We start from the raw sequence: 26,113 nt of genomic DNA on the forward strand, positions 1-26,113 counted from the left end.
GCGGGCGAAAATGACGAAAAACTCCCCGAATCTGCCACGAAGGCACGCGCAGTCGGCAGCGCCCCTCCCCTGGCGCCCCCGTGCGCGAAAAAGCCCCCGGCGGATGCCGGGGGCTTTCAGCGTGCGGTGCTCTCAGGGGTTCGGCTTACGCCTCGGCGTAGACGTCCTTGAGCTTGAGCAGGTGCTCGTAGCGATCCATCGCGGCCTTCTTCATCTCGTCCTGGCAGTTCGCCATGCCGCCCTTGAGCTACAGGCGAAGCTCCCGATACTCCTCCTCGAGCGCCATCGGCCTCACGTCCACGAGCACGCTCGGGTCGGTTTCGGTCGAGGCGGGAAAGCACGCGATATCGGCAATCGCATCCGGATGCGCGGCCGCAAGCTCCTCGAACGGGCCGAACTCGAGGGCGCGCTGGGGACACGATGCGACGCACGTTGGCGCGCCGTCGGCTTCGCGCGTGTCTTTGCAGGCATAGCATTTGCCCACGATTTTGAGCTCCGGGAAGTAGCGTGGAACGCCGTAGGGGCAGCTGTTCACGCATTGCTGGCACCCGATGCATACGCCGTCGTCGTGCTGAACCGTGCCGTCCTCGTCGGACTTGTACATGGCACCCGTCGGGCACGCGCGCACGCAGGCGGGATTCTCGCAATGGTTGCAGGTTACCGACACATGATACCAGCTTGCGTCGGGATACGCGCCGACCTCGAACGTATGCACCTGGCGGTAGTTGATGCCGATCGGCAGGCCGTTGCGCTTCTTGCAGGCAACTTGGCAGGTCTTGCAACCCTTGCATTGAGCGCTGTTGAAATAAAATCCTACGCGTTTCATGTCGCTCCCCCTTACGCCTTCGCCTCGACCCGCAGCTGCCAGTCGCAGTCGGGTTCAAGCTCGGATGCCGTCCATTTTTCAAACGTGACCCAGATATTGTTGTGCCCGGAGATCCCCATGCCCGTCGGCTTGGCTCCCATGAGCGTACTGGCGCAGCCGCCCCGATCAATGCCTTCGTCGTCGAACTTCGGCCAGCCTCCGTTCGGCAAGCCGACGGCACCTTCGATAATCTGCCCGCTGACGGTTGCCTTGCGCAGTATTTTGCCGTAGGGGCTGCTCACCAGCACGGTGTCGCCATCGGCGATGTCCCGTGCCGCCGCATCGTTCGAATTGATCGTCAGCGGCAGTATCCACGCTTCGCGCAAGGTGGCGACATTTCCGAAGTCGGTGCAGGCGGTTCGAAGATAGTGCGGGCTGAAGCAGACGAAATCGTAACCTTCGATGCGGGCGATGTCATGATAGGTGGGATAGGGCTTGAACTGCTCGCCATCGAAACTGATCATGTTGTACGCGTCGGCTTTTTCCTGGCAGTACAGCTCGAACTTTCCCGAAGAGGACGAGAGCGGATTCTTCTCCGGGTCTTTGATGAACTCCTCGTAGCCGATGTGGCAGAATGCATCGCCCGAGTGACGCTCGATTGAATAAATACCCTGTTCCTTGAGTTCAGCAAGGGTGATTTTTCCCTCCTGAGGCTTACCTTGCGCTCCCATTTCGTCGATGTCTTCTTGCGTGAGCGTAATCAGGGTTTCGTACTCCTTTTTATCGTTCATCATGGCGGCCCCGGCAACCTTATTATAAAGAGCCTGTCCGGAACTCACCGGATACACCTTCGAGGGATCGTAGCCCAAACGCTCGAGAAGCTGCTCGTCAACCCATCGGTTCGACTTCGCCTCGTCCTCGGGATCGAGCACGTTCGTGAAGTATTGAATCGCTTCGCGATCCCCTTGCCCGCCAACCATCACATCGTCTTCTTGCAGGCGCCCCGTCGTCGGCAAAACCACATCGGCGTAGCAGCAATTCGCCTTGGCCATGTAGTCGCGCATGACGACGAAATCCACGCTTCGGTACGCTTCGATACCCTTCACCGTATTCGGCGCCGACCTCAGGCTGGAATCGTTCTTGCCCTCGATAAAATGAATATCGCAGGTGGCCTGCTCGATAGGCTTCCAGCTTCCATTCCAGCATATTCCAACGTTTTGGTAGCCTCCCTCGACCACCGCGTCGAAAATCTGATTGCCGTTGACGTAATCTCCAGCATCCCAGCTTCCGGAAACGAACGATTCTTCCGGTGCGCAGAGCGGCTCGCAGCTCGATACGTCCCACGCATCCCCCGGGTCGCCAGCTTTGAATATCATAGTGCCGCCAACACCGCTCCGGTCGCAATAATAGACCCCGCACGCATTTCCCGGTTTACCGATATGGCCGCCGAGACATCCCACCGTGAGGAACAGCTGCGGCACCTCTTCCGCCCCCGAGCAGCGCCCTGCTGCATAGCCATGAGAGAGAATCGCGTTGGTCGTCTTCTTCACCGCGTTGGCAAAGTAGGTGATGTCCTCGGGCGGCGTCGCGCACACGGCACTCGCCCATTCAGGGGTTTTAGGAATGCCGTCGTAGTCGCCGCGCACGTAGCCCAACAGGTTCTCCTGCAGCTTCGCTTCCGCCGGCATGGACTCGTCATCGAATCCAACGCAGTAGGTGTGCAGGAAATCCCAATCGATCACGTCCCCTTGCTCGGCGTCCAGGCGCACCATCTCGTAGACCACCGCGAGCAGAAACGCCGTGTCGGTTCCCGGCAACAGGCGTATCCACTTGGCATCGTACAAGTTTGCGCTGGCATTTTTCTCAGGGCCGACGCAGATGAATTCTGCCCCGCGCTGCTTTGCCTGCCAAAACAGCCATCCCGCAAGCCCGTTTGCGCTCCAAGCAGGATTTTGCGCATACAGGACGATCAAGTCGGGGTTCTCAACCAGGTCGAAGCGATCATTAACCGAGCCCTCACCCAAAAAAGGCAGCCCGAGATCTCTCGACGCGCAGTCGTCCAGAAAGGGCATGCCGAGTTGGGACACGTCCGACAGATAGCTGCCGAAGGAAGCGGTATCCCACGTGGTCAAAAACCCTCCGCACGCATCGAGAACAGGACTGCGCTGGTGGTACAGATCCCAGTCTTTGTACACGGCACGCGGCCCATAGGTGGTGTACACCGCCCGCAGCTGATCGGCCACGATATCAAGCGCCTCATCCCAGCTGATACGCTCCCATTCGTCTGTTCCGCGCAATTCGTCGTGCGGGTTTTCCGGACTCCAGCTCTTGCGCTTCATGGGGTACTTCAAGCGGTCGGCTCCGAATTCCAGCTCGGTCATGCAGCGGCCGCGCAAGCACCCGCGGAACTGCGGACGCCCGAGGGTGTCTTCGTGCGTATCGTCGGTTTTCGTCCGCACGACGACGCCATCTTTCACCAGCGCTTTGTTCACGCAGGCGTTGCCGCACCCATGAAAGCAGGGAACGTTCTTCCATTCGCCATCGTTGAGGGTCGTCATGGTCTTGCCGCCCTCGAACGTTCCCTCGGGCGCAAACGCACCGATCCCCTCCGCCTCCTGCTTCGCTTTCGGTGCGCACCCCGACAGCGCACCGGCAGTTGCCAGCGCGGTCGCGACGGCCGCGCCTGCGGTTACGAAGCTCCTTCGGTCCATCGTTGTCTTGTTCGACATGCTGTCGGTCATCATCCGCTCCTTCTCGTCCCTTGCCCCTAACCGATAGCCCGAGTATAGGAACCAACGCGCGTCATAGACATTGACAGGATGTGACAATTCCCTGACCAGATATTGCCAATTCATTACTCTCCTGGTCAGAGCACACGTTTGCACTTCATCAGACCAAACGATACCACACCCGAGCCTCCCGAGAATGCGCCGTGAAAATGCTATACTGGTAAGCCTCATACACCTGCAGAATGGGGATGCGGGATACATGAAATCGTCTGGTTCGCTTCGCGTGAAGTTTATCGTGCTCCTCGTATCGGTTATCGTGGCGATGCTGGGGGCAAACGTGCTGTGGCAGCAGCATTCCAGCAGCGAACGCATCGGGCAGGAGCTCACGGAGCAGGCACGGGCCATCTCGGCCAACATGGATGCCGTATGGTTCTTCATGACGGTGAACCAAGACCTCATCAACTACGATTCCCAAGGCAACTACGAGTTCAAGGGATTGCAGTGCTCCATCGCCGGCCGCTCGATCGGATCGCTGTTCTCGCGCGCCACCAACTACCAGACGAGTTACGTGGCCCTCTCCCCGCGCAACGACTTCGACGAGCCCGATGCGTTCGAGCGCGAGGCGCTCGAATCTTTCTCGAACGACCCGTCGCTCAGCGAATGCTATCGCTTCGAGGAGTTCGACGAGGGCACGTACTTCCGTTATCTCAAACGCATGGACATGGAAACATCCTGTTTGCAATGCCACGGCGAACCAATCGGGGAAATCGATATTGCCGGCTATCCGAAAGAAGGGCTCAAAGAAGGCGACCTGTACGGCGCCATTTCCCTCGCCATCCCCGCGACCACGTATATCGAATCCGCGCAAACCAGCAGGGAGCAGAGCGTGCTGCTGAGCGCGCTTGCAGTGATCGCGTCCATTTCCATCATCTGGGTCGCCATCAATTCGTTGGTGACCAAGCCCATCGATCAGGTGAAACGAGGGATGGAAAGCTTCGAGAAAGGCGACTACGACACGCGCCTGAACCCCGACGGGCAATCGAAGGAGATTCAGGTTCTGACGCGCGGATTCAACACTATGGCCGATGAGCTCGAGCGATCGCACACGACGCTCGAGGAAACGGTCGACGCGCGAACCCAGCAGCTGAGCCAGGCGAACGAAGCGCTTGAAGCCCAGCGACGCGAACTGGCGAGCACGAACAACCGCCTCGCCGACGAGAACCAGTACAAGAGCGACTTCCTCGCCATGATGAGCCACGAGCTCAAAACCCCACTCGCGGCGTCGATGGCATTCTCCGGCATCCTCAAGGAGCGCCACCAGCTCTCGGCCGACGACGAGCGGCTCTGGTCGGAGCTCGAAACGAACAACCAAGCGCTGCTCGCTATGATCGACAATATTCTCGTGATGGCCCGCCTTGAAGCGGGCAAGGAGGACCTGTGCCTCGAAGTGACCGACATGGTCGACGTCGTTGCGGGCCTGCAGCCCACCATCGACCCGCTCGCTCACAGAAAAGGCGTGCACGTCGAGTATTCCGTCGCCGACGACATTCCGCTGTTCGTCGGCGATGCGGAAAAGCTCCATCGCGTTGCGGAAAACCTTGCGGGCAATGCCGTGAAGTTCACGGCCGCTGGCGGATGCGTTCGCATCGCCTGTCGCTACGACGAGCACGGCATGTGCGTGGTTCTGAGCGTCAGCGATACCGGCGTCGGCATCGAGGCAGACGATCTGGAGCGCATCTTCGACAAGTTCACCCAGGCCGACAGCTCCATCAGCCGCTCGTACGGCGGCAGCGGCCTCGGACTCGCCATGTGCAAGGAGCTCGTCGAGCTGCACGGAGGCAGCATAGAAGTCGAAAGCGCACCGGGGATCGGCAGCACGTTCGCCGTGCGCATACCCGCCAACCTGCCACCAGAAGGAGCAGACTATGCATAAGATAATGCTCATCGACGACGACCCCAGCCTGCAGCTGGCGCTCGAATGCATCATCTGCGACGAAGGCTATGAATTCTGCTGCGCGTCGGATGGCCGAACCGGGCTGGACATGCTCGGCCGAGAGCACCCCGACCTGCTGCTGCTCGACGTCATGCTGCCGAAGATGAACGGCTACGACGTGTGCCGCGAGATGCGGGCGCAGGGGCGGCGCATTCCCATTCTGTTCCTCTCCTCAAAGGGCGACATCGTGGACAAGGGCATCGGATTCAAAGCGGGAGGGGACGACTATCTGGTGAAGCCCTTCAACAACGAAGAGCTGCTCATGCGCATCGAGGCGCATCTCAATCGACATAAGTCAGACCTCGCGTTCGCACGAGCGAACGCTCGTGCAGGAACGAGCGTCATCGGCGATCTCGAGATCGATTTCAGCGGCTACGTCGTGCGCAAGCGCGGCGTGAAGCTCGATCTGACCGGCAAGGAGTTCGAGATACTCGCCCTCTTGGCGGGAAACCCCGGTCAGGCGTTCACGCGCGAGCACATATACGAGCACATCTGGGGCGAGGACAGTGCGGTCGATACCAATTCCATCACGGTGTTCATCCGCCGCATCAGGGAGAAGATCGAGGACAAAGCAAGCCAGCCAGCGTACGTGCTCACCGTGTGGGGCGTCGGCTACAAGTTTGCCGACCGCATCGACGGATAACGACCGCCCCTCCCCTGGCGCCCTCATGCGCGAAAAAGCCCCCGGCGGATGCCGGGGGCTTTCAGCGCGCGATGCTCTCAGAGGTTCGGCTTACGCCTCGGCGTAGACGTCCTTGAGCTTGAGCAGGTGCTCGTAGCGATCCATCGCGGCCTTCTCGTTGCGCTCGAACAGCTCGCCGGCGCGCTCGGGGAACTCGCGGGTCAGACGGCTGTAGCGGGCCTCGTTCATGAGGAACTCCTGGTAGCCGCCCGACGGCTCCTTGGAGTCGAGGGTGAACTTCTTGCCCGCATCGGCGGCCGGGTTGAAGCGGAACAGGTTCCAGTAGCCGCAATCGACGGCCTTCTTCATCTCGTCCTGGCAGTTCGCCATGCCGCCCTTGATGGAGTGCATCTCGCACGGCGAGTAGCCGATGATGAGCGACGGTCCCGGATACGCCTCGGCCTCGGCGATTGCCTTGATGGTCTGGGCCGGCTTGGCGCCCATCGCAACCTGCGCGACGTACACGTAGCCGTACGCCATAGCGATCTCGGTGAGGCTCTTCTTCTTGATGTCCTTGCCGGCAGCGGCGAACTGGGCAACCTGGCCGATGTTGGTGGCCTTGGACGCCTGGCCGCCCGTGTTGGAGTACACCTCGGTGTCGAACACGAACACGTTGACGTTCTCGCCGGAAGCCAGCACGTGGTCGAGGCCGCCGTAGCCGATGTCGTAGGCCCAGCCGTCGCCGCCGAAGATCCAGACGGACTTCTTGGACAGGTATTCCTTGTCCTGGAGAATCTCGGGGGCCGTAGGGCACCCGTCGGCAACCGCGGCTTCAAGCCCCGGAATGAGCGCTTCGACGGCCTTGGCGTTGGCCTCGCTGTCCTCCGCGGTGTCCATGTACGCCGCGATAAGCTCCTTGAGGTCGGCCGGCGTCTTGTCGTTCTCGGCCATCTCCTCCAGCTTGGCGATCAGGCGATTGCGCACCGCCTCGTGGCCCAGCAGCATGCCCAGGCCGTGCTCGGCGTTGTCCTCGAACAGCGAGTTCGACCACGCCGGGCCGCGGCCCTCGGCGTTCACCGTGTACGGCGACGTGGCGGCCGGACCGCCCCAGATGGACGAGCAGCCGGTGGCGTTCGTGATGTACATGCGATCGCCGAACAGCTGGGTGACCAGCTTCGCGTACGCCGTCTCGGCGCAGCCGGCGCAGGCGCCGGAGAACTCCAGCAGCGGCTGCTTGAACTGGCTGCCCTTGACCGTGGCATCCTCGAGCGCGGGCTTCTCGGACACGTTGTCAACGCAGTAGTCGAACACGTCCTGCTGCGCCAGCTGGCTTTCCGTGGGCACCATCGTCAGCGAGTCGGACGGGCACACGTTCACGCACACGCCGCAGCCCATGCAGTCGAGCGGCGACACGGCCAGCGTGTACTGCAGGCCGGCAGCGGCCTTGCCCTTCGCCGGCACCATGACGGTGGCGGCGGGAGCGGCGGCGGCTTCTTCCTCGGTGAGGGCGAACGGGCGGATGGTGGCATGCGGGCACACGAACGCGCACTGGTTGCATTGGATGCAGGAAGCGGCATCCCACGCGGGCACGCTCACGGCGACGCCGCGCTTCTCGTAGGCGGCCGCGCCCTGCTCGAACTGGCCGTCGGCATGGTCGAGGAACGCGGACACCGGCAGGCGGTCGCCGTCCATGCGGCCGACCGGCTCCATGATGTCGCGCACCATCTTCACCACTTCGGAGCGGCCCTCGAGCACGGGAGCCTCGCCCTCGTCCACGGCGTTTGCCCAGCTTGCAGGCACTTCCACCTGCACGAACGCCGTAGCGCCCGCATCGATGGCGCGGTGGTTCATGTCGACGACGTCCTGGCCCTTCTTCAGGTAGGACTTCGTGGCGGCGTCCTTCATGTACTGGAGCGCCTCGTCCTGCGGGATCACGTTCGCCAGCGTGAAGAACGCCGACTGCAGGATGGTGTTCGTGCGCTTGCCCATGCCGATCTCGGCGGCGAGGTCGATGGCGTTGATGGTGTACAGCTTGATGTCGTTGTTGGCGATGTAGCGCTTCGCCTCGGCGTTGAGGTGGTGCTCAAGCTCCTCCGGCGTCCACTGGCAGTTGATCATGAACGCGCCACCCGGCTTCACGTCGTTCACCATGCGGAAGCCCTTGGTGACGTAGGAGGGGTTGTGGCAGGCCACGAAGTCGGCCTTGTTCACGTAGTAGGTGCTGCGGATGGGCGAATCGCCGAAGCGCAGGTGGCTGATGGTCACGCCGCCCGTCTTCTTCGAGTCGTACTGGAAGTAGGCCTGCACGTACTTGTCGGTGTGGTCGCCGATGATCTTGATGGAGTTCTTGTTCGCGCCCACGGTGCCGTCGCCGCCGAGACCCCAGAACTTGCACTCGATGGTGCCCTCGGCCGCGGTGTTCGGGCTGTTCGGATCCTCGGGCAGCGACAGGTTCGTCACGTCGTCGACGATGCCGACGGTGAACTCGCGCGCCGGCGCGTCCTTCTCGAGCTCCTGGTAGATGGCGAACACCGAAGACGGCGGGGTATCCTTCGACGCCAGGCCGTAGCGGCCGCCCACCACGGTGAGGTCGGCGCGGCCCTCGTGCGCGAGCGCGTTGATGACGTCCATGTACAGCGGCTCGCCGAGCGCGCCCGGCTCCTTCGTGCGGTCCATGACGGCGATCTTCTGCACGGTCGCGGGCAGCGCCGCCATGAACTTCTCGGACACGAACGGACGGTACAGGCGCACCTTCACGAGGCCCACCTTCTGGCCCTGCGCGTTGAGGTAGTCGACGACTTCCTCAACCACGTCGCAGAACGAGCCCATGGCCACGATCACGCGGTCGGCGTCGGGGGCGCCGTAGTAGTTGAACAGCTCGTAGTTCGTTCCCAGCTTGGCGTTCACCTGGTGCATGTAGTCCTCGACCACCGCGGGCAGCGCATCGTACACGCCGTTGCACGCCTCGCGATGCTGGAAGAAGATGTCGCCGTTCTCATGGCTGCCGCGCATGGCCGGACGCTCGGGGTTCAGGGCGTGGTCGCGGAACTCGCTCACGGCCTCCATGTCGCACATGTCGGCGAGGTCCTCGTAGTCCCACACGGCGATCTTCTGCACTTCGTGCGAGGTGCGGAAGCCGTCGAAGAAGTTGATGAAGGGGATGCGGCCCTTGATGGCGGACAGGTGCGCCACGGCGGACAGGTCCATGACCTCCTGCACGTTCGTCTCGGCGAGCATGGCGAAGCCCGTCTGGCGGCACGCCATGACGTCGGAGTGGTCGCCGAAGATGGACAGCGCCTGGGTGGCCAGCGTGCGCGCGCTCACGTGGAACACGCACGGCAGCTGCTCGGCGGCCATCTTGTACATGTTGGGGATCATGAGGAGCAGGCCCTGGGAGGCGGTGTAGGTGGTGGTCAGCGCGCCTGCGGCCAGCGAGCCGTGCACCGCGCCCGCGGCGCCGCCCTCGGACTGCATCTCGCACACCTTCACCGTGGTGCCGAAGATGTTCTTCTTCCCAGCGGCGGACCACTGGTCCACCAAGTCGGCCATCGGGCTCGACGGGGTGATCGGATAAATGCCCGCCACCTCGGTAAACGCATAGGAGACGTACGCGGCGGCGTTGTTGCCGTCCATGGATTTGAATTCTCTCGTCATATTCCTCTCCTTCGAAGGGGATGCTCGCCCGACCGAGCGCATCGGGGCCCCGACCTTCTCCTCTAGCTCAGTTTGCTTCGCCTGACAGAATACACGGCATTCATGATACCAGCCCGAAATCGCGTTGCGGTGCGACGAGGACGATGGGCGGCTCGCCGCGGTCGCCCACGTCGGCAAACGGCCACAAATGTAGGGAGAGCGTGAAGACGGGGCCCGCACGCGGCGGCGGGCGGCTACGCGTCCTTGAGTTCCTTCCCCAGCTCCTCGGCGAGCACGGGCAGCAGCTCGGCGAAGGTTTCGTCGATCGTCTTTTTCTTGAGCTGACACTCCCAGATCACGTGGACGGTCCAGCCGAGCTCCTCGAGCGCGGCGCGGCTGCGCTCGTCGCGCTCGACGTTGCGCTCGAACTTCACCACCCAGTACTCCACGTTGCGCTTCGGCATGCTGGGCTTGCACCGCGGGCACCGGTGCCAGAAGCACCCGTTCACGAACAGCGCCACCTTCTTGCCGGGCCATGCCACGTCGGGATGTCCGGGCACCTTCCACTGCAGCCGGTAGCCCGTCAGGCCCGCCGCGCGCAGGCGCTGGCGCACGAGCAGCTCGGGCTTCGTGTTGCTGCGCTTGTTGCCCATCATCGACTTGCGCACGGCCTCGCTCGACGCGGGCGGCGGCAGCAGCTTGGCGGGCGCGGGCAGCGCCGGGCGCGCAAGGCGGTCCACCAATGCGGGAAACGGCTGGTTTTCAGTGCCGAGGAACACCGTTAGCCAACCGTTACTTTTATGTTGCTTACGAACCATCCCGCGCATGATACCACTGATTTTCCCAGGTAAACTATTCTCTCAGCGAAATAATCATCACAACATTGAGCTTACAGGTTCTTTATTTTCTCAGGGTTTTCCCCGATAATAGGCAGTGCTGTTGTGCGCGTGCGCAAGCACGCACGTACGTTCGGGGCCTCCTGCCCCGATACCGAAATGGAGGGAAACCAATGGAACAGCCTATGAAAGCGTCTTTGTCTCGCCGCACGTTCTTGGCAGGCAGCGCCGTTGCAGCCGCAGCGGCCGGTCTCAGCCTGGCAGGTTGCGGCGGTGGCGGCGACACGACGTCCACCCCGTCGACGGATGCGGGCACGACCGACACCGGCACGGCTGCCCAGGGCGGCACGCTGACCGGCGCGATGGCCTACACGAGCACGAACGTCAACCCGATCGGCAACAGCTCCGCGCTGATGCTGGCCGCCACGTGGCACGTGTTCGAGGGCCTGTACGACCTCGACCTGCACACCTACAAGACCTACAACGCGCTTGCCGCCGGCGAGCCCACGAAGGTCTCCGACACCGAGTACGAGGTCGCCCTGCGCGACGGCGCCAAGTTCTCCGACGGCACCGACGTCACGACCGCCGACGTGGTGAACGCGTTCGAGAAGAACATGGCCGACGCCACCTACGGCGCCTTCCTCGAGTTCATCGACACGGTGTCCGCGAAGGACGACAAGACCGTCTCCTTCACGCTCAAGTACCCCTTCGACAGCCTGCTCAAGGGCCGTCTGAGCGTGGTCAAGGTGTTCCCCGCGACGCTGACCGACGACGACCTGAAGACCAAGCCGATCGGTTCCGGCCCCTGGATGTACGACACCATCAACGGCGACGACGGCGGCGCCATCGAGTTCGTGCCCAACACGAACTACAACGGCAAGTACGCCGCGACCGCCGACAAGATGCACTGGGACATCCTGCTTGACAACACCTCCCGCACCACCGCGCTGCAGGAGGCCACGGTTCAGGTCATGGAGAACGTGCCCGACGCCAACGCCGACCAGCTTCAGGCCGCCGGCGCCTCCGTCGACTACATCCAGGGCTTCAACCAGCCGTTCTTCATGTTCAACACGCTGAAGGAGCCCTTCAACGACAAGCGCGTCCGCCAGGCGTTCTACTACGCCGTCGACGTGGACAAGCTGATCTCCAACGCCATGGCCGGCCATGCCGCCAAGGTCACGGGCTTCCTGCCGGAGAGCCACGAGAACTACCACAAGGCCTCCACGGTGTACACCTACGACCCCGAGAAGGCCAAGAGCCTGCTCGCCGAGGCCGGCGTCACCGATTTGAGCTTCGAGCTGATGACGAACAACAACTGGGTGAAGGATCTGGCCGCAGGCATCAAGAACAACCTGGACGACATCGGCCTGAACTGCACCATCAACGAGACGAAGGTCGACTGGGCGTCCCTGGCCGAGTCGGCTGACGTGCTGCCCTACGACGTCATGCTCACCCCGGGCGACCCGACCTGCTTCGGCAACGACCCCGACCTGCTGATGTCCTGGTGGTACGGCGACAACGTGTGGACCCAGGGCCGCAGCTGCTGGAAGAAGGCCGGCGACGGCAAGTTCGACGAGCTGCAGACGCTCATGCAGCAGGCGCGCGAGGCCACCGGCAACGAGCAGCAGGAGCTGTGGAACAAGTGCTTCGACCTGCTGGCCGAAGAGGTGCCGCTGTACCCGCTGTTCCACCGCGAGCTGGCCACGGGCTATCAGGAGACGCAGATCACCGGCTTCGAGCCCATCGCCACGACGGGCCTCGTGTTCCTCGGCGCCAGCGTGAAGGCGTAAGCGCACGCATCATCTGAGGTAAACGCAACGAGAGGGCTCGCTCCGCAAGGGGCGGGCCCTTGCTTTTGAGAAAGAGGACCCATGCGATCCATTTCCATCCTCGGCGACTCCATCAGCACGTTCGACGGATGCAACCCGCCCGGCTACCGCGTGTTCTACGAAGGGGACCGCTGCGCGCAGACCGGCGTGCTGACGCCCGCCGACACCTGGTGGTCCCAGGTCGTCGCCCGCTTGGACGGGCGGCTGCTGGCGAACAGCGCCTTCTCGGGCAGCCTCGTGGAAGGGGCGGGCTTCCCCGCGGGGAGCAGCCAGGAGCGCATCGACGCGCTGGCCGCGCACGGCGTGCAGCCCGATGTCGTCATCGCGTTCATGGGCATCAACGACTACGGCTGGGGCGGCGCGGCGGCGCAGGCCGCCGGCCGCGGCAACGCCCTGCCCGCAACGCTCGACCTTGACGCCATCGAACCGCACGCCCCCGGATGCGCCTCCCCCGACGCCGTCGCCGGGTTCCGCGCCGCATACGACCTGCTGCTCAGCCGCCTCCGCGCCACGTACCCGCAGGCCGAGACGTGGTGCTGCACGCTCTGCCCCGGCCGCGTTGCGGGCGAGGAGCGCCCCACGTTCGCCTGGAACCTGCGCGGCGCGCCGTTTCGCGCCTACAACGAAGCCATCCGCGCGTCCGCGCGCGAGCACGGCTGCCGCGTGGCCAACCTCGAGGCGTTCGGCGTCGACTACGAAGCCGTGGACGGCACCCATCCCAACGCGCGCGGCATGCGCCAGCTGGCTGCGATGATCGCGTCGTGCATCGAAGGCGCCGAACCCGCTGCGCGCACGCTGCCCGCCGACCTCTTCGACGCCTCCCTGCGCTCCGAAGAGCTCTGCCCCGGCGTCGCGTGCGTCGGCTGCGAGCACGCCCGCAGCACGGGAAGCAGCTGGTTTCTCGTGTGCGATCAGGGGAAATCCTGATCTGGAGGAACGCTTGAACCGGCGGCGCAGGATATGGTTCAAGATCGCTCTTATTTCTCTGCATAATCTGCGCAGATCAGATAAAATACGATTGGTTGTCTACACGCTTACCGCGCCTGTGCGCGCGATGCAGGCAGCAGTTGTCAGTGCAAGCGGGCTCTCGGGCCCACGAAGCGAAAGGGGGATACGGTGAGCAACCTGCTACGATTAATCGGACGACGCCTCATAGCGCTGCCGATCATGATCTTCGGTGTCACCATCCTCGTCTTCTTCATCATGGCGCTCTCACCCATCGACCAGGCGTACTCGGTCCTTGGCGAGAACGCCACTGAAGCCCAAGCCGAGCAGTATCGCGAGGAGCACGGATTGAACGATCCGATCCTCGTGCAGTACGGTAACTTCATCGTCGGCCTGGTCCAGGGCGACCTCGGCACCTACGGCGCGAACAACGCCTCGGTGGCCGACCGCATCGGCGAGGCGCTGCCCGTCACCTTGCAGCTGACGTTCTTCGGCCTCATCATCGGCGTGGTGATCGCGGTGATCTTGGGCGTGATCTCGGCCCTGTACCGAGATCGATGGCCCGACCAGATCATCCGCGTGTTCTCCATCGCCTGCATCGCGACGCCCTCGTTCTGGCTGGCGGTGCTCATGATCCTGCTGTTCTCGTCGATGCTGCACCTGCTGCCCGCATCCGGCGCGCTGCCCTCCCTCACCTCCGATCCCGGCGGTTGGCTCGCCCGCATGGCCATGCCGGCCGTCGCGCTGGGCGTCCCCGTGGCAGGCCAGCTCACCCGCGTCATCCGCACGTCCATGGTCGAGGAGCTCGACAAGGACTACGTGCGCACGGCCCTCGGCGCCGGCATCCCGAAGCGCGTCGTGGTGGCCCGCAACGTGCTGCGCAACGCGCTGATCACCCCCGTGACGGTGCTCGGCCTGCGCATCGGCTACCTCATCGGCGGCGCCGTGGTCATCGAGGTCATCTTCAACCTCCCCGGCATGGGCATGGCCATCCTCTCGGGCATCCAGTCCAGCTACACGATGCTCGTGCAGGGCGTCGTGCTGGTGGTGGCCATCACCTTCATCATCATCAACATTATCGTGGATATGCTTTATATCCTGATCGATCCGCGAATCAGGACGGTGTAGCGACATGGTGAAACTTCGAGGAAACCTCACAGAGTCTATGGAATCGAACGCCGGCAACGTGCACTTCCGCCGGTGGAAGGCCATGAGCATCGGATCGCGCATCTCGCTGATCGTGCTCATCCTGATCGTCATGATCGCCGTGCTCGCCAACGTCCTGGCGCCGCACAACCCGCTGGAAATCTTCACCGCCCGCCAGGCGCCCGACGCCCAGTTCCTGTTCGGCACCGACGACAAGGGCCGCGACGTGCTGTCGCGCATGATGTACGGCGCGCGCTACTCGCTCATCATCGGCCTCGGGGCCACGGCCTTCGCGCTCGTGTGCGGCTCCATCATCGGCGCCATCGCCGCGGTGGCCCGCAAGTGGGTGTCGGAAGTCATCATGCGCATCCTGGACGTCATCATGTCCTTCCCCGGCATCGCGCTGGCCGCCACGTTCGTGCTCGTGTTCGGCAACTCGGTGCCCTCGCTCATCTTCGCGATCGGCTTCCTGTACATCCCGCAGATCGCCCGCATCGTGCGCGCCAACGTGGTGAGCGAGTACAACCAGGATTACGTGCGCGCCGTCGTCGTGTCCGGCGCCCGCGCCCCGTGGATTCTCGTGAAGCACGTCATCCGCAACTGCATCGCCCCGGTCATGGTGTTCACCATCGTGCTCGTGGCCGACGCCATCGTGTTCGAGGCCTCCCTGTCGTTCATCTCGGCCGGTATCCCCGAGCCGACGCCGACGTGGGGCAACATCCTCGCCGACGCGCGCGGCGGCGTGCTGGCGGGCCGCTGGTGGCAGGCGCTGTTCCCGGGCCTCGCCATCATGATCACCGTGCTGTGCCTCAACATCCTGTCCGAGGGCATCACCGACGCCATGGCCGCCGCGCCCAAGGCCCCGGTCAAGGCCGCCGACGACGCGCTGGCCGCCAACCGCGAGGCCGACAAGATGGTCGCCGACCCGACGCTGGCCTACGCCGCTCAGGCCGAGATGCTCGAGCAGCGCCTCTCCCAGCTGCAGGCCGTCGAGAAGACGCGCACCGACCGCTTCGAGGCGCGCACCGACGTGCCGCCCATCCTGGAAGTCAAGGACCTCTGCATCAAGTTCCCGCGCCACGGCGACGTGAACGTGGTCGACCACGTGAGCTTCGTGGTGCGCCCGCGCCAGACCATGGGCCTCGTGGGCGAGTCCGGCTGCGGCAAGTCCATCACCTCGCTCACCATCATGGGCCTGCTCGACCCGAAGGCCACCGTCACGGGCGAGGTGCTCTACGACGGGCAGAACCTGCTCGACATGAACCAGAAGCAGATGAACGCCCTGCGCGGCCGCGAGATCGCCATGATCTACCAGGACGCGCTGTCCTCGCTCAACCCGTCCATGCTCATCAAGGCGCAGATGAAGCAGCTCACGAAGCGCGGCGGCACCCGCACGGCCGAGGAGCTGCTGGAGCTCGTGGGCCTCGACCCGAAGCGCACGCTGGACTCCTACCCCCACGAGCTGTCGGGCGGCCAGCGCCAGCGCGTGCTCATCGCCATGGCGCTGACGCGCGACCCGAAGGTCATCATCGCCGACGAGCCCACCACGGCCCTCGACGTGACCGTGCAGAAGCAGGTCATCGACCTCTTGAACAAGCTGCAGAAGGAGCTGGGCTTCGCGATGGTGTTCGTGAGCCACGACCTCGCGCTCGTCGCCGAGGTGGCCAACTCCATCACCGTCATGTACGCCGGCCAGGTGGTCGAGCAGGGTCCCGTGTCCGACATCCTGTGCCACCCCGTGCACGAGTACACGCGCGGCCTGCTGGGCTCGGTGCTGTCCATCGAAGCAGGCGGCACGCGCCTGCACCAGGTGCCCGGCAGCGTTCCCAGCCCCAAGGACTTCCCCGAGGGCGACCGCTTCACGCCGCGCTCGAGCCATCCCGACAAGGTCTCGCAGCTGCGTCCGGTGCTCAAGCGCGTCGCTGACACCGATCACTACTTCGCCGAGCTGCCCGACAGCGAGCTCAAGCGCCTCGGCATCAAACCGTACGTCCCAGGAGGTGCCATCATATGAGCGAGCAGGAACGCGTGAACGCGGGCGCCCAGCCCGCAGCGGAGGCGGGCGAGCCCACCCCCATCATCTTCCTCGACGACATCCGCGTGACGTTCAAGACGCGCACGGGCTCCATCCTGCATCCGAACAAGGTGCAGGCCGTGCGCGGCCTCACCCTCAAGCTCATGCCGGGCCAGACGCTCGGTATCGTGGGCGAGTCCGGCTGCGGCAAGTCCACCACGGCCAACGTGATGTGCGGCCTGCAGCAGCCCACGTCGGGCAAGGTGTACTTCAAGGGGCAGGACGTGACGAAGCGCACGGCCGCCGAACGCCGCCTCATCGGCCGCGTGATCTCGGTGGTGTTCCAGGACCCCGCCACGGCGCTGAACGCGCGCATGAGCGTGCACGACCAGCTCATGGACCCGCTCACCGTGCACAAGGTGGGCGACAAGAAGTCGCGCGAGCGCCGCGTGCTCGACCTCATCGAGATGGTGGGCCTGCCGAACTCCGTGCTCGACGCCCTGCCGGGCCAGCTGTCCGGCGGCCAGCGCCAGCGCGTGGCCATCGCCCGCGCCCTGTCGCTCGAGCCCGACGCCATCATCGCCGACGAGCCCACGAGCGCCCTCGACGTGTCGGTGCGTGCGCAGATCCTGAACCTGCTCATGGACCTCAAACGCGACCTGGGCCTGTCCATGGTGTTCATCAGCCACGACATCCAGACGGTGCGCTACATCTCCGACCAGATCATCGTGATGAACGCCGGTGAGGCCGTGGAGCGCGGCGCGTCGAAGGACGTGTTCGAGCATCCGCAGCACGACTACACGAAGCTGCTGCTGGGCGCCGCCCCGTCGCTGCTCCACCCCGACTTGGGCAAGTAGCGCCCCACCCGTTTTCACCGCGCCCCCGGTTCTCGGACCGGGGGCGCTTTTTATGTGGTGACCTGCCCTCATTCGTTGACGCTTGCGCTGAGGGAGTTTACCCTTTTACCGTTTACCGACGAACGAAGAGAGGCTTGTTCCTATGACTGATTCACCGTTCCGCGGCGTCATTCCCCCGGTCGTCATTCCGCTGACCGAGAAGCGCCAGCTCGACCTCGAGGCGCTCGAGCGCTCCATCAACCGCATGATCGAGGCCGGCGTCGACGGTCTGTTCTTCCTGGGTTCCAGCGGCGAGGTGGCCTTCCTCACCGACGCGCAGCGCTACCACGTGCTGCAGGAGGCCGTCGCCATGGTGAACGGCCGCGTGCCGGTGCTCACGGGCATCATCGACATGGAGACCATGCGCGTGGTCGACCAGGCCAAGCGCGCTGCCGGCTTCGGCGTGGACGCCCTCGTCGCCACCGCCCCGTTCTACGCGCTCGGCGGCCCCAAAGAGGTGGAGCGCCACTTCCGCGCCATCCGCGAGTACACCGACCTGCCGCTGTTCGCCTACGACCTGCCCGCCTGCGTGCACACGAAGCTCGATCCCACGATGCTCGTGCGCCTCGGCGAGGACGGCGTGCTGCAGGGCGTGAAGGACTCCTCGGGCGACGACGTGTCGTTCCGCTGGATGTGCCTGCAAAACGAGGACGCCGGCCACCCGCTGCGGCTGCTGACCGGCCACGAGGTGGTCGTCGACGGCGCGTACCTCGGCGGCGCCGACGGCTCGGTGCCGGGCCTCGCGAACATCGACCCGGCAAGCTACGTGGAGCAGTGGCGCGCGGCGCAGGCCGGTGACTGGGAGCGCGTGCGCCAGATCCAGAACCACCTCGCCCGCCTCATGTACGTCACGCGCGAAGTGAAGGCCACCGTGGGCTTCGGCGCCGGCGTGGGCGCGTTCAAGACGGCGCTGTGGCAGATGGGCGTGTTCAACACGAACCAGATGCGCGAGCCCGTGTGCGCGCTCGAGGGCGAGGACGTGGACCATATCGTCGAGGTGCTGAAGGGCGCGGGCCTGCTCGAGGCCGACGCTCAGACGCGTCAGTCCACCTGGTGCGCCTGCCCCACCGTCGGGCAGCCGAAGTAAGGAGGCTCCGTGACCGCTGATACCACCGCACAGCTGATCGAGGCGCGCGACTGGCTCCGCCAGGAGCTCGATGCCTGCGTCGCCTTCTGGCTCGAGCACGGCATGGACGAGGAAAACGGAGGCGTGTACACCTGCCTCGACCGCACCGGCCAGATCTACTCCACCGACAAGAGCGTGTGGATGCAGGGCCGCTGCGCTTGGACGTTCTCGCACCTGTGCCGCCTGTACGGCGAGAAGCCGGAATGGATGGCGGCCGCCAAGAGCTGCCTCGACTTCCTGGAAGACCACTGCATCAACCGCGAGGCAGGCGACCGCCTGTACTTCACGGTGACCGCCGAAGGGCGCCCGCTGCGCCAGAGGCGCTACTGCTTCTCCGAGGGCTTCTACGCCATCGCCAACGCCGAGTACTACGGCTTGACGGGCGAGGACGCGTACCTCGAACGGGCGCGCCGTGCGTACCGCATGATCTACGACCTCAACAACGGCCTGATCGAGGATCCGACGGGCCTCGGCCCCAAGACGATCCCCGAAACGCGGTCGGGCCGCGCGCTGGGCGACCCGATGATCTTCCTGAACATCATCGGCATCATGCGCCGCGTGGACCCCGCGAACACCGAGGAGTACAACCGCCACGCCAAGGAGTGCACCGACCGCATCGTGAACGAGCACTACCGTCCCGAGCTGGGCTGCACGCTGGAAAGCGTCAACCTCGACGGCGAGCCGGAGCTGTGGTACACCGCCGGGCGCGTGGTCAATCCCGGCCATGACATCGAGTGCAGCTGGTTCATGATGGACGAGGCGAACTTCCGCGGCGACGAGGAGCTGCACCGCAGCGCCGAGCAGATATTCCGCCTGGCCATCGAAGCCGGCTGGGACGAGGAGTACGGCGGACTGCTGTACTTCATCGATGCCAAAGGCCTGCCGACCGAGGCGTACGAGCACGACATGAAGCTGTGGTGGCCCCACAACGAGATCATGATCGCCGCGTCGAAGGCGTACCGCGACACCGGCGACGAGTACTACCTGGACTGGCTTTTGAAGACGATGGACTACTGCAAGCAGCATTTCGCCGACCCCGAGTACGGCGAATGGTACGGCTACCTGCGCCGCGACGGCCTGCCCACCATGCCGCCCACCAAGGGTTCCACGTTCAAAGGGCCCTTCCACGTCCCCCGCGCGCTGTCCATGACCGAGCGCGTGCTGACCGAGCTGATAGGAGACTAACGCCATGAACTACCTGGGTATCGATTACGACATCAAGAACGTTCCCGTCCTCGACGACGGGTTCATCCCCTTCGGCGTGTGGATGCGCGCCTACCTCGAGGACGCGCACACGCCCATCGCCGTGGCCGTCGAACGCGAGGACGGGTTGATCTCCGTGCGCAAGAGCTTCATCCGCGGCGGCGAGTTCGCCGAGGCCGACCTGCGCTACGTGGAGCGCCTCGTGAAGTTCGAGCTGTGGAGCATCGGCGGCTTCCGCGTCTACCTCTGCGGCTGCGACGACATCGCGGCGAAGCTGGCGGCCGCCTATGCGCCCGACGGCGCGCGCGCGTTCGACTACGGCTTCGTGGGCGACGTGTACGAGAAGCCGCTCGAGGTCATCGCCTGCTCCGAGGCCGACTTCCCCGCCGCCAACGAGGCCGCCAAGAAGATCGGCGGCCACATGGAGGGCTGCCGCATCGGCTTCGACGCGGGCGGCTCGGATCGCAAGGTGTCGGCCGTCATCGACGGCGAGTCGGTGTACTCCGAAGAGGTCGTGTGGTTCCCGAAGGTCACCGAGGATCCGGAGTACCACTTCAACGAGATCGTGACGGCGTTCAAGACCGCCGCATCCAAGATGCCGCGCGTCGATGCCATCGGCGTGTCGTCCGCCGGCACGTTCGTGGGCAACAGCCCCATGGTGGCCTCCCTGTTCATCAAGGTGCCGCGCGAGCGCCGCGACGAGGTCAAGAGCATCTACGACCGCGCCGGCAAGGAGATCGGCGACGTGCCCCTGGTGGTGGCCAACGACGGCGACGTCACCGCGCTCGCCGGCTTCATGAGCACGGGCTCGGGCGACATCCTCGGCATCGCCATGGGCACCTCCGAGGCCGTAGGCTACGTCAACGACGAGGGCAACGTGCTGGGCTGGATCAACGAGCTGGCGTTCGCGCCGGTCGATCTGTCGCCCGAGGCCATGCAGGACGAGTGGTCCGGCGACTTCGGCGTGGGCTGCAAGTACTTCAGCCAGGACGCGGTCATCAAGCTGGCGCCCGCCGCCGGCATCGAGCTCGACCCGACGCTCTCCCCCGCCGAGAAGCTCAAGGTAGTGCAGGGCCTGGCCGACGAGGGCCATGCCGGCGCGCTCGACATCTTCCGCTCCATCGGCGTGTACCTGGCGCACACGCTCGTGCTGTACAGCGCGTTCTACGAGATCAAGACGCTCCTGGTGCTGGGCCGCGTGGCTTCCGGCGTGGGCGGCGACCTCGTGATCAGCGAGTGCAACCGCGTGCTGGCCGAAGAGCATCCCGAGCTGGACGCGCAGATCAACGTCACGCTGCCCGACGAGATGATGCGCCGCGTGGGCCAGTCCGTGGCCGCCGCGAGCCTGCCGGCCGTGCTCTAAGCCGTAATCCGGCACAACGCTCCATCGACACGAGCCGCTGCGCGCCCCGCGCGGCGGCTCTTTTCGTTTTCCGTCCGCACGACGGCAACGCCGACAAAAGCCCCTGCGGGATCCGCGCCTCCTCCAACTCCTAGGAATACGGTATACTTCTATGCGAAGCTTGCCGCGCCGTGCAAGAGCCCGCAAACGAGGAGAGCGCTCGTGCAACCCCTGTTGTTGTATATCGAAGTGAACCTGCTATGCGTGCTCATCCTGCTGTTGCTGGCCATCAAAGCGACCAAGAGCAACGAATCGCGCGACACGCAGACCTGGTTCGTTGCGGTGCTCTGCGCGGGCATCGCCGCCTTCTCGCTCGACATCGTTTGGACCTTCGTGATGACCGATGCGCTCGACGTGGGGTTCCTCGGCAGCTTCCTCATCAACGCATCCTATTACTTCCTCGCCACCGTCGCCAGCTACTGCTGGTTCGTCTACTCCGAACGCGTGCAGCGCTCGCGCTTCGCCCGCACGCGCCGGGGTCTGCTGATCTGCGCGATTCCGCTGATGATCTCGTTCGCGCTCATCGTGTCGTCCGCCGCGACCGGTTGGGTGCTGTCCATCGACGAGACCGGCGCCTACGAGCGGGGAGACGGGTACTACGTGCAGTTCGCCATCGTGTACGGCTACGGCGCGGTCACGGCCGTCCACGCGGTGTTCAACGCGTTCAAGAAGGAGAACTTCGCGCTGCGCTCCCAGTATCTGACGCTCACCTACTTCGCGATATTTCCCCTGCTGTTCATCAGCCTGCAGGCCGCCTTGCCCGGCGTGCCGCTCACCTGCGTCGGCATGACGTTCTCGCTGCTGTGGGTGTACCTCAACATGCAGGAGCAGAACATCTCGCTCGACCCGCTCACGCAGCTCAACAACCGAACGCATCTGGCGAAGTACGTGGCCCAGAAGATGAGGCATCGCGACGCGGAGCGCACGCTCTGCCTGTTCATCATCGACGTCGACCGCTTCAAGCAGATCAACGACACCTTCGGGCACGTGGAGGGAGACCGGGCGCTCCAACGCGTCGCCGACGCCATGCGGCGCCTCAGCGCGAAGGAGCCGGCTTTCCTCTCGCGCTACGGCGGAGACGAGTTCATCATCGTGAAAGACGCCCCGGGCACCTGCGACGCCGTCGCGGCGAGCGCGCTTCTCAACGCGGAGCTCGCCCAGCTCAACGAGGAGGCGGGGGCACCGTACGAGATGCGCGTCAGCGTCGGCGGCGCTCGCTACGAAAGCGGCATCCGCACGCTGCAGGATTTCATCCGCGCCGCAGACAGGGAGCTGTACGAGGCCAAGGCGAAGCGTTCGCAGGAAGGTCGCGCGCGCTAGCCCACGTGGGCGTCGGCGGTCACGCGCGCTTCGGGATCGTGGAGCACCGCGCGGTCGAGGTTGCCGGTGACGTGCGAGGCGGTGATGCCCGCCACCATGGAGTCGCTCACGTTGAGCGCGGTGCGGCCCATATCGATGAGCGGCTCGACCGATGCGAGGACGGCCACCACCTCGATGGGCAGCCCCATCGTCCCCAGCACGATGAGCGAGGCGAACGTCGCACCGCCGCCCACGCCGGCCACGCCGAACGAGCTGATGGCCACCACGACGATGAGCGGCACGAAGAACGCCGGCGACAGCACGTCGATGCCCACCGTGGGCGCCACGATGGTGGCGAGCATCGCCGGGTACACGCCCGCGCACCCGTTCTGCCCGATGGACATGCCGAAGCTGGCCGCGAGGTTCGCCGACGCGCCGTCCACGCCGAGGGCCCGATGCTGCGTCTCGATGTTGAGCGGCAGCGCGCCCGCGCTCGAACGCGACACGAACGCGAAGCTCAGCACGGGGAACGCCTTCTTGAAGTACGTCACCGGGTTCACGCGGTTCGCCAGCAGGATGAGGCAGTGCACGCCCAGCACCGCCAGCAGCGCGCCGTACGACACGAGCACGAACTTCCCCAGCCCGAGGATGGCGTGGTAATCGCTCGTGGCCATCACCTTCGCGATGAGCGCGAGGATGCCGTAGGGCGTGAGCCCCAGCACCATGGCCACCACGCGCATGACGATGCCGTACAGGCTGTCGACGAGGCGCTTGAAGAAGTCGGCCTGCTCGCCGTCCTTGTCGCGCAGCTTGAGGTACGCAACCCCGAGGATGGCCGAGAAGATGACGACCGCGATGGTGGACGTGGAGCGCATGCCCGCGAGGTCGGCGAAGGGGTTCGTGGGGATGAACGAGAGGATCTCCTGCGGCAGCGTGAGGTCGCTCACCTGCCCTTGCTGGGAGACGAGCGACGACAGCTCCGCGGCATCGGGCGTCGCACCGTCGAGGAAGCCTGCGTTCGTGAGCCCCGTGAGCACCGTGGCGCCCCAGCCCACGATGGCGGCGATGGTCACCGTGCCCAGCAGCACGGCCAGCACCGCGGCGGCGATGCGCCCGAAGTGCTCGGTGACTTCCGCGCGCGTGAACGCGCCGAGGATGGCCACGAACACGAGCGGCATGACGAGCATCTTGAGCAGGCCGATGTAGCCCTGCCCCACGATGGATATCCAGTCGAGCGCCGTCGTGACGGCCTCGCCGTCGCGGCCGAGCAGCAGCTGGATTCCCAGGCCCAGCACGATGCCCAGGCCGAGGGCGGTGAACACCCGCACCGTGAAGCTCAGGCCCTTCGAGCGCATGATCTTGAGCACGACGAGCAGCGCGACGAATACCGCCAGAACGCCGACGGTCGGTAGCGCGACATCCATCGACATAGGCTTGCCTCTCCTTCTGCTTCAACGTAAAAGGAGAGTATAGGATGCAAGCGAACCCCGCCGCCCGAATGCCGCCAACGCGAAGGAAGAGCGTCACCGAACGGTAGGGTTCCGAGCTCCCCTGTGCGCCTTACCTATGCGCGGCGGGACAACCTGCGGAATGCGTGGGTTGCGCCCGCCGCGCAATCCGCTCCTCCCGCAGAGTTCGCGGGCGCAAAGGAGAAGGGAGGCTCCTCGACGGGCAGGGGGTCGCCCCCTCGCCTACTTCAGCAGGTTGCCTCGCAGGATGACGTGCTTCACCTCGAGGTTCTCGTCGAGCACCACCGCATCGGCGATCTTGCCCTCCTCGATAGTGCCGCGCTCGGCGTCGATGCCGATCGCGCGCGCCGGGTTCGCGGTGGCGGCCTTGACGGCGCTTGCCAGCGGGACGTCCGCCTCGCGCACCGCCCACTTCACGCACGAGGCCAGATCGGTGGCCGATCCGGCGATCGTCCCGTCCGCCAGCGTGGCCAGGTTGCCGCGCACGATGACGTTCTGACCGCCCAGGTCGTACTCCCCGTCCTCCAAACCGGTGGCGCGCATGGAGTCGCTGATGAGGATCATGCGGTCGTCGCCGAACAGCTTGAACGCCATCCGCACCATGGCGGGGTGGATGTGGACGCCGTCGGCGATCAGCTCGGCGGTCACGTCGTCGCGCTCGAACGCGGCGGGAATGGGGCCCGGCTTGCGGTGATGCAGCGAGGGCATGGCGTTGTACGTATGCGTGAGCTGGCGCGCGCCGTGCTCGAACGCTTCGCGGGCGCAGTCGTAGTCGGCCATGGTGTGCGCGATCGACACGCGTATCTCCCCCGCCATCTCGTCGATGAACGCGAGCGCGCCCTCTTCCTCCGGCGCGATGTCCACGAGCTTCACGAGGCCGCCCGCCGCCTGCTGCACCCGGAGCATCATGCCCGCATCGGGAACCTGCACGTACGCGGGGTTCTGCGCGCCGATCTTGTCGGGCGAGATGAACGGCCCCTCCATGTTGATGCCCACGAGCGCCGCCTCGTCCGCAGCCTCCTCGTGCGCAGCGGCGGTGCTCACGATGGCGGTGAGCACGTCCTCGGGGTACGTCATCGTGGCGGGGCAGATGGCGGTCACGCCGCGGCTCGCCTCGTAGCGGGCGATGGCGGCGAGGCCCTCGTCGGTGCCGTCGCACAGATCGGCTCCCACGCAGCCGTGAAAATGCACGTCGACGAACCCGGGGATCACGTAGCATCCCGCGGCATCGACGACTTCGCCGTCGGCCGGGGCCGCTTCCGCTCCTGCGAACCGGTCGCCGCGCACGGCCACGTCGCGCGTCTCGAAGCCCTCGCCGTTGAACACGCTTCCGTTCTTTATGAGCATACACGCTCCTTCCATGATTGCCTCACAGGCGCTGACGGCATCGCGCAGCGCGTTACTTGCACAGCGCGCCCGCCGCCGGATCGACGATGACGGTGGCGTCGGGGTGGAACTGCAGGATGGACGCCGGAACCTCGGGCGTCACGGGGCCGAAGAACGCCTGCTTCACGATCTCCGCCTTGTGGGAGCCCTCCACCACCACGAGCACGCTGCGCGCGGCCATGATGGTGCCGATGCCCATCGTGTACGCCTGGCGCGGCACGTCCTCGACGCGGTCGAACAGGCGGCTGTTCGCCTGGATGGTGCTCTCGGTGAGGTCGACGCAATGCGTGGCCTTCGGGAACGTGTCCTCGGGCTCGTTGAACCCGATGTGCCCGTTCGGCCCGAGGCCGAGCAGTTGCAGGTCGATGCCGCCCGCTTCCTCGATGGCCTGCTCGTAGGCCGCGCACACGGCCTCGGCGTCGGGGTTCGAGCCCTCGGGAACGTGCGTGCGCGCCTGGTCGATGTCCACGTGGTCGAACAGGTGCTTCTTCATGAAGTAGCGGTAGCTCTGATCGTGCTCGGGATCGAGGCCGCGGTACTCGTCCAGGTTGAACGTGGTGACGTCGGCGAAGCTGATCTTGCCCTGCGCGCAATCGTCAACGAGGCAGGCGTACAGGCCGATGGGCGTCGTGCCCGTGGCCAAGCCCAGCACGCACGCGGGATCGGCCTCGACGAACGATGCGATGCGGTCGGCCGCCCGGCGGCTCATATCCTCGGTGCTGTCGGCGATGATGAATTCCATAGAACCTCTCTTCTCTCGGATCGAACGGATGGAAATGC

Annotated in this window: 18 protein-coding genes; 11 read left to right on the plus strand and 7 right to left on the minus strand. The window is 65.0% G+C overall.

Annotated features, from left to right (window positions below; genetic code table 11):
- Nucleotides 1-247 precede the first annotated feature (247 nt).
- Together GS424_RS12215 and GS424_RS12220 are read right to left on the minus strand one after the other, a co-directional pair.
- Nucleotides 248-826: a 4Fe-4S dicluster domain-containing protein gene (locus GS424_RS12215; RefSeq protein WP_160942757.1), complete on the minus strand. Its 579-nt coding sequence runs from the start codon at nucleotides 824-826 to the stop codon at nucleotides 248-250.
- Between the two features lie 11 nt (nucleotides 827-837).
- Nucleotides 838-3,549, minus strand: coding sequence for a molybdopterin-dependent oxidoreductase (locus tag GS424_RS12220; RefSeq protein WP_193666520.1), 2,712 nt, complete (start codon nucleotides 3,547-3,549; stop codon nucleotides 838-840).
- Nucleotides 3,550-3,829: 280 nt separating this feature from the next.
- Here GS424_RS12220 and GS424_RS12225 point away from each other — a divergent pair, with 280 nt between their 5' ends.
- Both GS424_RS12225 and GS424_RS12230 read left to right on the plus strand, forming a co-directional pair.
- The gene (locus GS424_RS12225; protein WP_160942755.1) at nucleotides 3,830-5,467 is read left to right on the plus strand and encodes an ATP-binding protein; all 1,638 of its coding nucleotides are present in this window, start codon (nucleotides 3,830-3,832) and stop codon (nucleotides 5,465-5,467) included.
- Entirely contained in the window at nucleotides 5,460-6,170 is a 711-nt protein-coding gene (locus GS424_RS12230) for a response regulator transcription factor (protein WP_160942754.1), read from the plus strand. Before GS424_RS12225 ends, GS424_RS12230 begins: the two co-directional genes overlap by 8 nt.
- Nucleotides 6,171-6,260: 90 nt before the next feature.
- Here the strand turns inward: GS424_RS12230 and nifJ are convergent, their stop codons facing one another.
- The gene (gene nifJ / locus GS424_RS12235; protein ID WP_160942753.1) at nucleotides 6,261-9,803 is read right to left on the minus strand and encodes a pyruvate:ferredoxin (flavodoxin) oxidoreductase; all 3,543 of its coding nucleotides are present in this window, start codon (nucleotides 9,801-9,803) and stop codon (nucleotides 6,261-6,263) included.
- Between the two features lie 233 nt (nucleotides 9,804-10,036).
- The gene (locus tag GS424_RS12240) at nucleotides 10,037-10,561 is read right to left on the minus strand and encodes a very short patch repair endonuclease (RefSeq protein ID WP_244977538.1); all 525 of its coding nucleotides are present in this window, start codon (nucleotides 10,559-10,561) and stop codon (nucleotides 10,037-10,039) included.
- Nucleotides 10,562-10,791: 230 nt separating this feature from the next.
- On the opposite strand from GS424_RS12240, the gene GS424_RS12245 reads away from it, so the two are divergent.
- The 9 genes from GS424_RS12245 (at nucleotide 10,792) to GS424_RS12285 (ending at nucleotide 22,499) form a co-directional block, all read left to right on the plus strand.
- Complete coding sequence (locus GS424_RS12245; protein WP_160942751.1) at nucleotides 10,792-12,408, plus strand: ABC transporter substrate-binding protein; 1,617 nt, start codon at nucleotides 10,792-10,794, stop codon at nucleotides 12,406-12,408.
- Nucleotides 12,409-12,489: 81 nt separating this feature from the next.
- Nucleotides 12,490-13,374, plus strand: coding sequence for an SGNH/GDSL hydrolase family protein (locus GS424_RS12250; protein ID WP_160942750.1), 885 nt, complete (start codon nucleotides 12,490-12,492; stop codon nucleotides 13,372-13,374).
- 189 nt (nucleotides 13,375-13,563) lie between these two features.
- On the plus strand, nucleotides 13,564-14,520 hold the full coding sequence (locus tag GS424_RS12255) for an ABC transporter permease (protein WP_160942749.1): 957 nt from the start codon (nucleotides 13,564-13,566) through the stop codon (nucleotides 14,518-14,520).
- Between the two features lie 4 nt (nucleotides 14,521-14,524).
- On the plus strand, nucleotides 14,525-16,552 hold the full coding sequence (locus GS424_RS12260) for a dipeptide/oligopeptide/nickel ABC transporter permease/ATP-binding protein (protein ID WP_160942748.1): 2,028 nt from the start codon (nucleotides 14,525-14,527) through the stop codon (nucleotides 16,550-16,552).
- Entirely contained in the window at nucleotides 16,549-17,409 is an 861-nt protein-coding gene (locus tag GS424_RS12265) for an ABC transporter ATP-binding protein (protein ID WP_154333801.1), read from the plus strand. The genes GS424_RS12260 and GS424_RS12265 overlap by 4 nt, the downstream gene beginning before the upstream one ends.
- A gap of 142 nt (nucleotides 17,410-17,551) precedes the next feature.
- Nucleotides 17,552-18,535, plus strand: a complete 984-nt coding sequence (locus GS424_RS12270; protein WP_160942747.1) for a dihydrodipicolinate synthase family protein — start codon at nucleotides 17,552-17,554, stop codon at nucleotides 18,533-18,535.
- A gap of 9 nt (nucleotides 18,536-18,544) precedes the next feature.
- Nucleotides 18,545-19,759: an AGE family epimerase/isomerase gene (locus tag GS424_RS12275; protein WP_160942746.1), complete on the plus strand. Its 1,215-nt coding sequence runs from the start codon at nucleotides 18,545-18,547 to the stop codon at nucleotides 19,757-19,759.
- Nucleotides 19,760-19,763: 4 nt separating this feature from the next.
- Nucleotides 19,764-21,140, plus strand: coding sequence for an ROK family protein (locus GS424_RS12280; RefSeq protein ID WP_154333799.1), 1,377 nt, complete (start codon nucleotides 19,764-19,766; stop codon nucleotides 21,138-21,140).
- A gap of 201 nt (nucleotides 21,141-21,341) precedes the next feature.
- Nucleotides 21,342-22,499, plus strand: a complete 1,158-nt coding sequence (locus tag GS424_RS12285) for a GGDEF domain-containing protein (protein WP_160942745.1) — start codon at nucleotides 21,342-21,344, stop codon at nucleotides 22,497-22,499.
- On the opposite strand, the gene GS424_RS12290 is transcribed toward GS424_RS12285, so the two are convergent.
- From GS424_RS12290 to nagB, 3 genes are all read right to left on the minus strand, one after another.
- A complete protein-coding gene (locus GS424_RS12290) occupies nucleotides 22,496-23,908 on the minus strand; it encodes an L-cystine transporter (protein ID WP_160942744.1) in 1,413 nt (470 codons plus the stop codon). The two genes, GS424_RS12285 and GS424_RS12290, sit on opposite strands and share 4 nt — an antisense overlap.
- A 261-nt stretch (nucleotides 23,909-24,169) precedes the next feature.
- A complete protein-coding gene (nagA, locus tag GS424_RS12295) occupies nucleotides 24,170-25,294 on the minus strand; it encodes an N-acetylglucosamine-6-phosphate deacetylase (RefSeq protein ID WP_160942743.1) in 1,125 nt (374 codons plus the stop codon).
- Nucleotides 25,295-25,346: 52 nt separating this feature from the next.
- A complete protein-coding gene (gene nagB, locus GS424_RS12300; protein WP_160942742.1) occupies nucleotides 25,347-26,075 on the minus strand; it encodes a glucosamine-6-phosphate deaminase in 729 nt (242 codons plus the stop codon).
- Nucleotides 26,076-26,113 lie beyond the last annotated feature (38 nt).

This window comes from Eggerthella guodeyinii (assembly GCF_009834925.2).
GTDB classification, from domain to species: domain Bacteria; phylum Actinomycetota; class Coriobacteriia; order Coriobacteriales; family Eggerthellaceae; genus Eggerthella; species Eggerthella guodeyinii.

What these genes read in the sequence shown, in the direction of transcription:
- GS424_RS12215 (WP_160942757.1), bottom strand. Translation starts at nt 826, where the DNA reads ATGAAACGCGTAGGATTTTATTTCAACAGCGCTCAATGCAAGGGTTGC.
- GS424_RS12220 (WP_193666520.1), bottom strand. Translation starts at nt 3,549, where the DNA reads ATGATGACCGACAGCATGTCGAACAAGACAACGATGGACCGAAGGAGC.
- GS424_RS12230 (WP_160942754.1), top strand. Translation starts at nt 5,460, where the DNA reads ATGCATAAGATAATGCTCATCGACGACGACCCCAGCCTGCAGCTGGCG.
- nifJ (WP_160942753.1), bottom strand. Translation starts at nt 9,803, where the DNA reads ATGACGAGAGAATTCAAATCCATGGACGGCAACAACGCCGCCGCGTAC.
- GS424_RS12245 (WP_160942751.1), top strand. Translation starts at nt 10,792, where the DNA reads ATGGAACAGCCTATGAAAGCGTCTTTGTCTCGCCGCACGTTCTTGGCA.
- GS424_RS12250 (WP_160942750.1), top strand. Translation starts at nt 12,490, where the DNA reads ATGCGATCCATTTCCATCCTCGGCGACTCCATCAGCACGTTCGACGGA.
- GS424_RS12260 (WP_160942748.1), top strand. Translation starts at nt 14,525, where the DNA reads ATGGTGAAACTTCGAGGAAACCTCACAGAGTCTATGGAATCGAACGCC.
- GS424_RS12265 (WP_154333801.1), top strand. Translation starts at nt 16,549, where the DNA reads ATGAGCGAGCAGGAACGCGTGAACGCGGGCGCCCAGCCCGCAGCGGAG.
- GS424_RS12270 (WP_160942747.1), top strand. Translation starts at nt 17,552, where the DNA reads ATGACTGATTCACCGTTCCGCGGCGTCATTCCCCCGGTCGTCATTCCG.
- GS424_RS12280 (WP_154333799.1), top strand. Translation starts at nt 19,764, where the DNA reads ATGAACTACCTGGGTATCGATTACGACATCAAGAACGTTCCCGTCCTC.
- GS424_RS12290 (WP_160942744.1), bottom strand. Translation starts at nt 23,908, where the DNA reads ATGTCGATGGATGTCGCGCTACCGACCGTCGGCGTTCTGGCGGTATTC.
- nagA (WP_160942743.1), bottom strand. Translation starts at nt 25,294, where the DNA reads ATGCTCATAAAGAACGGAAGCGTGTTCAACGGCGAGGGCTTCGAGACG.
- nagB (WP_160942742.1), bottom strand. Translation starts at nt 26,075, where the DNA reads ATGGAATTCATCATCGCCGACAGCACCGAGGATATGAGCCGCCGGGCG.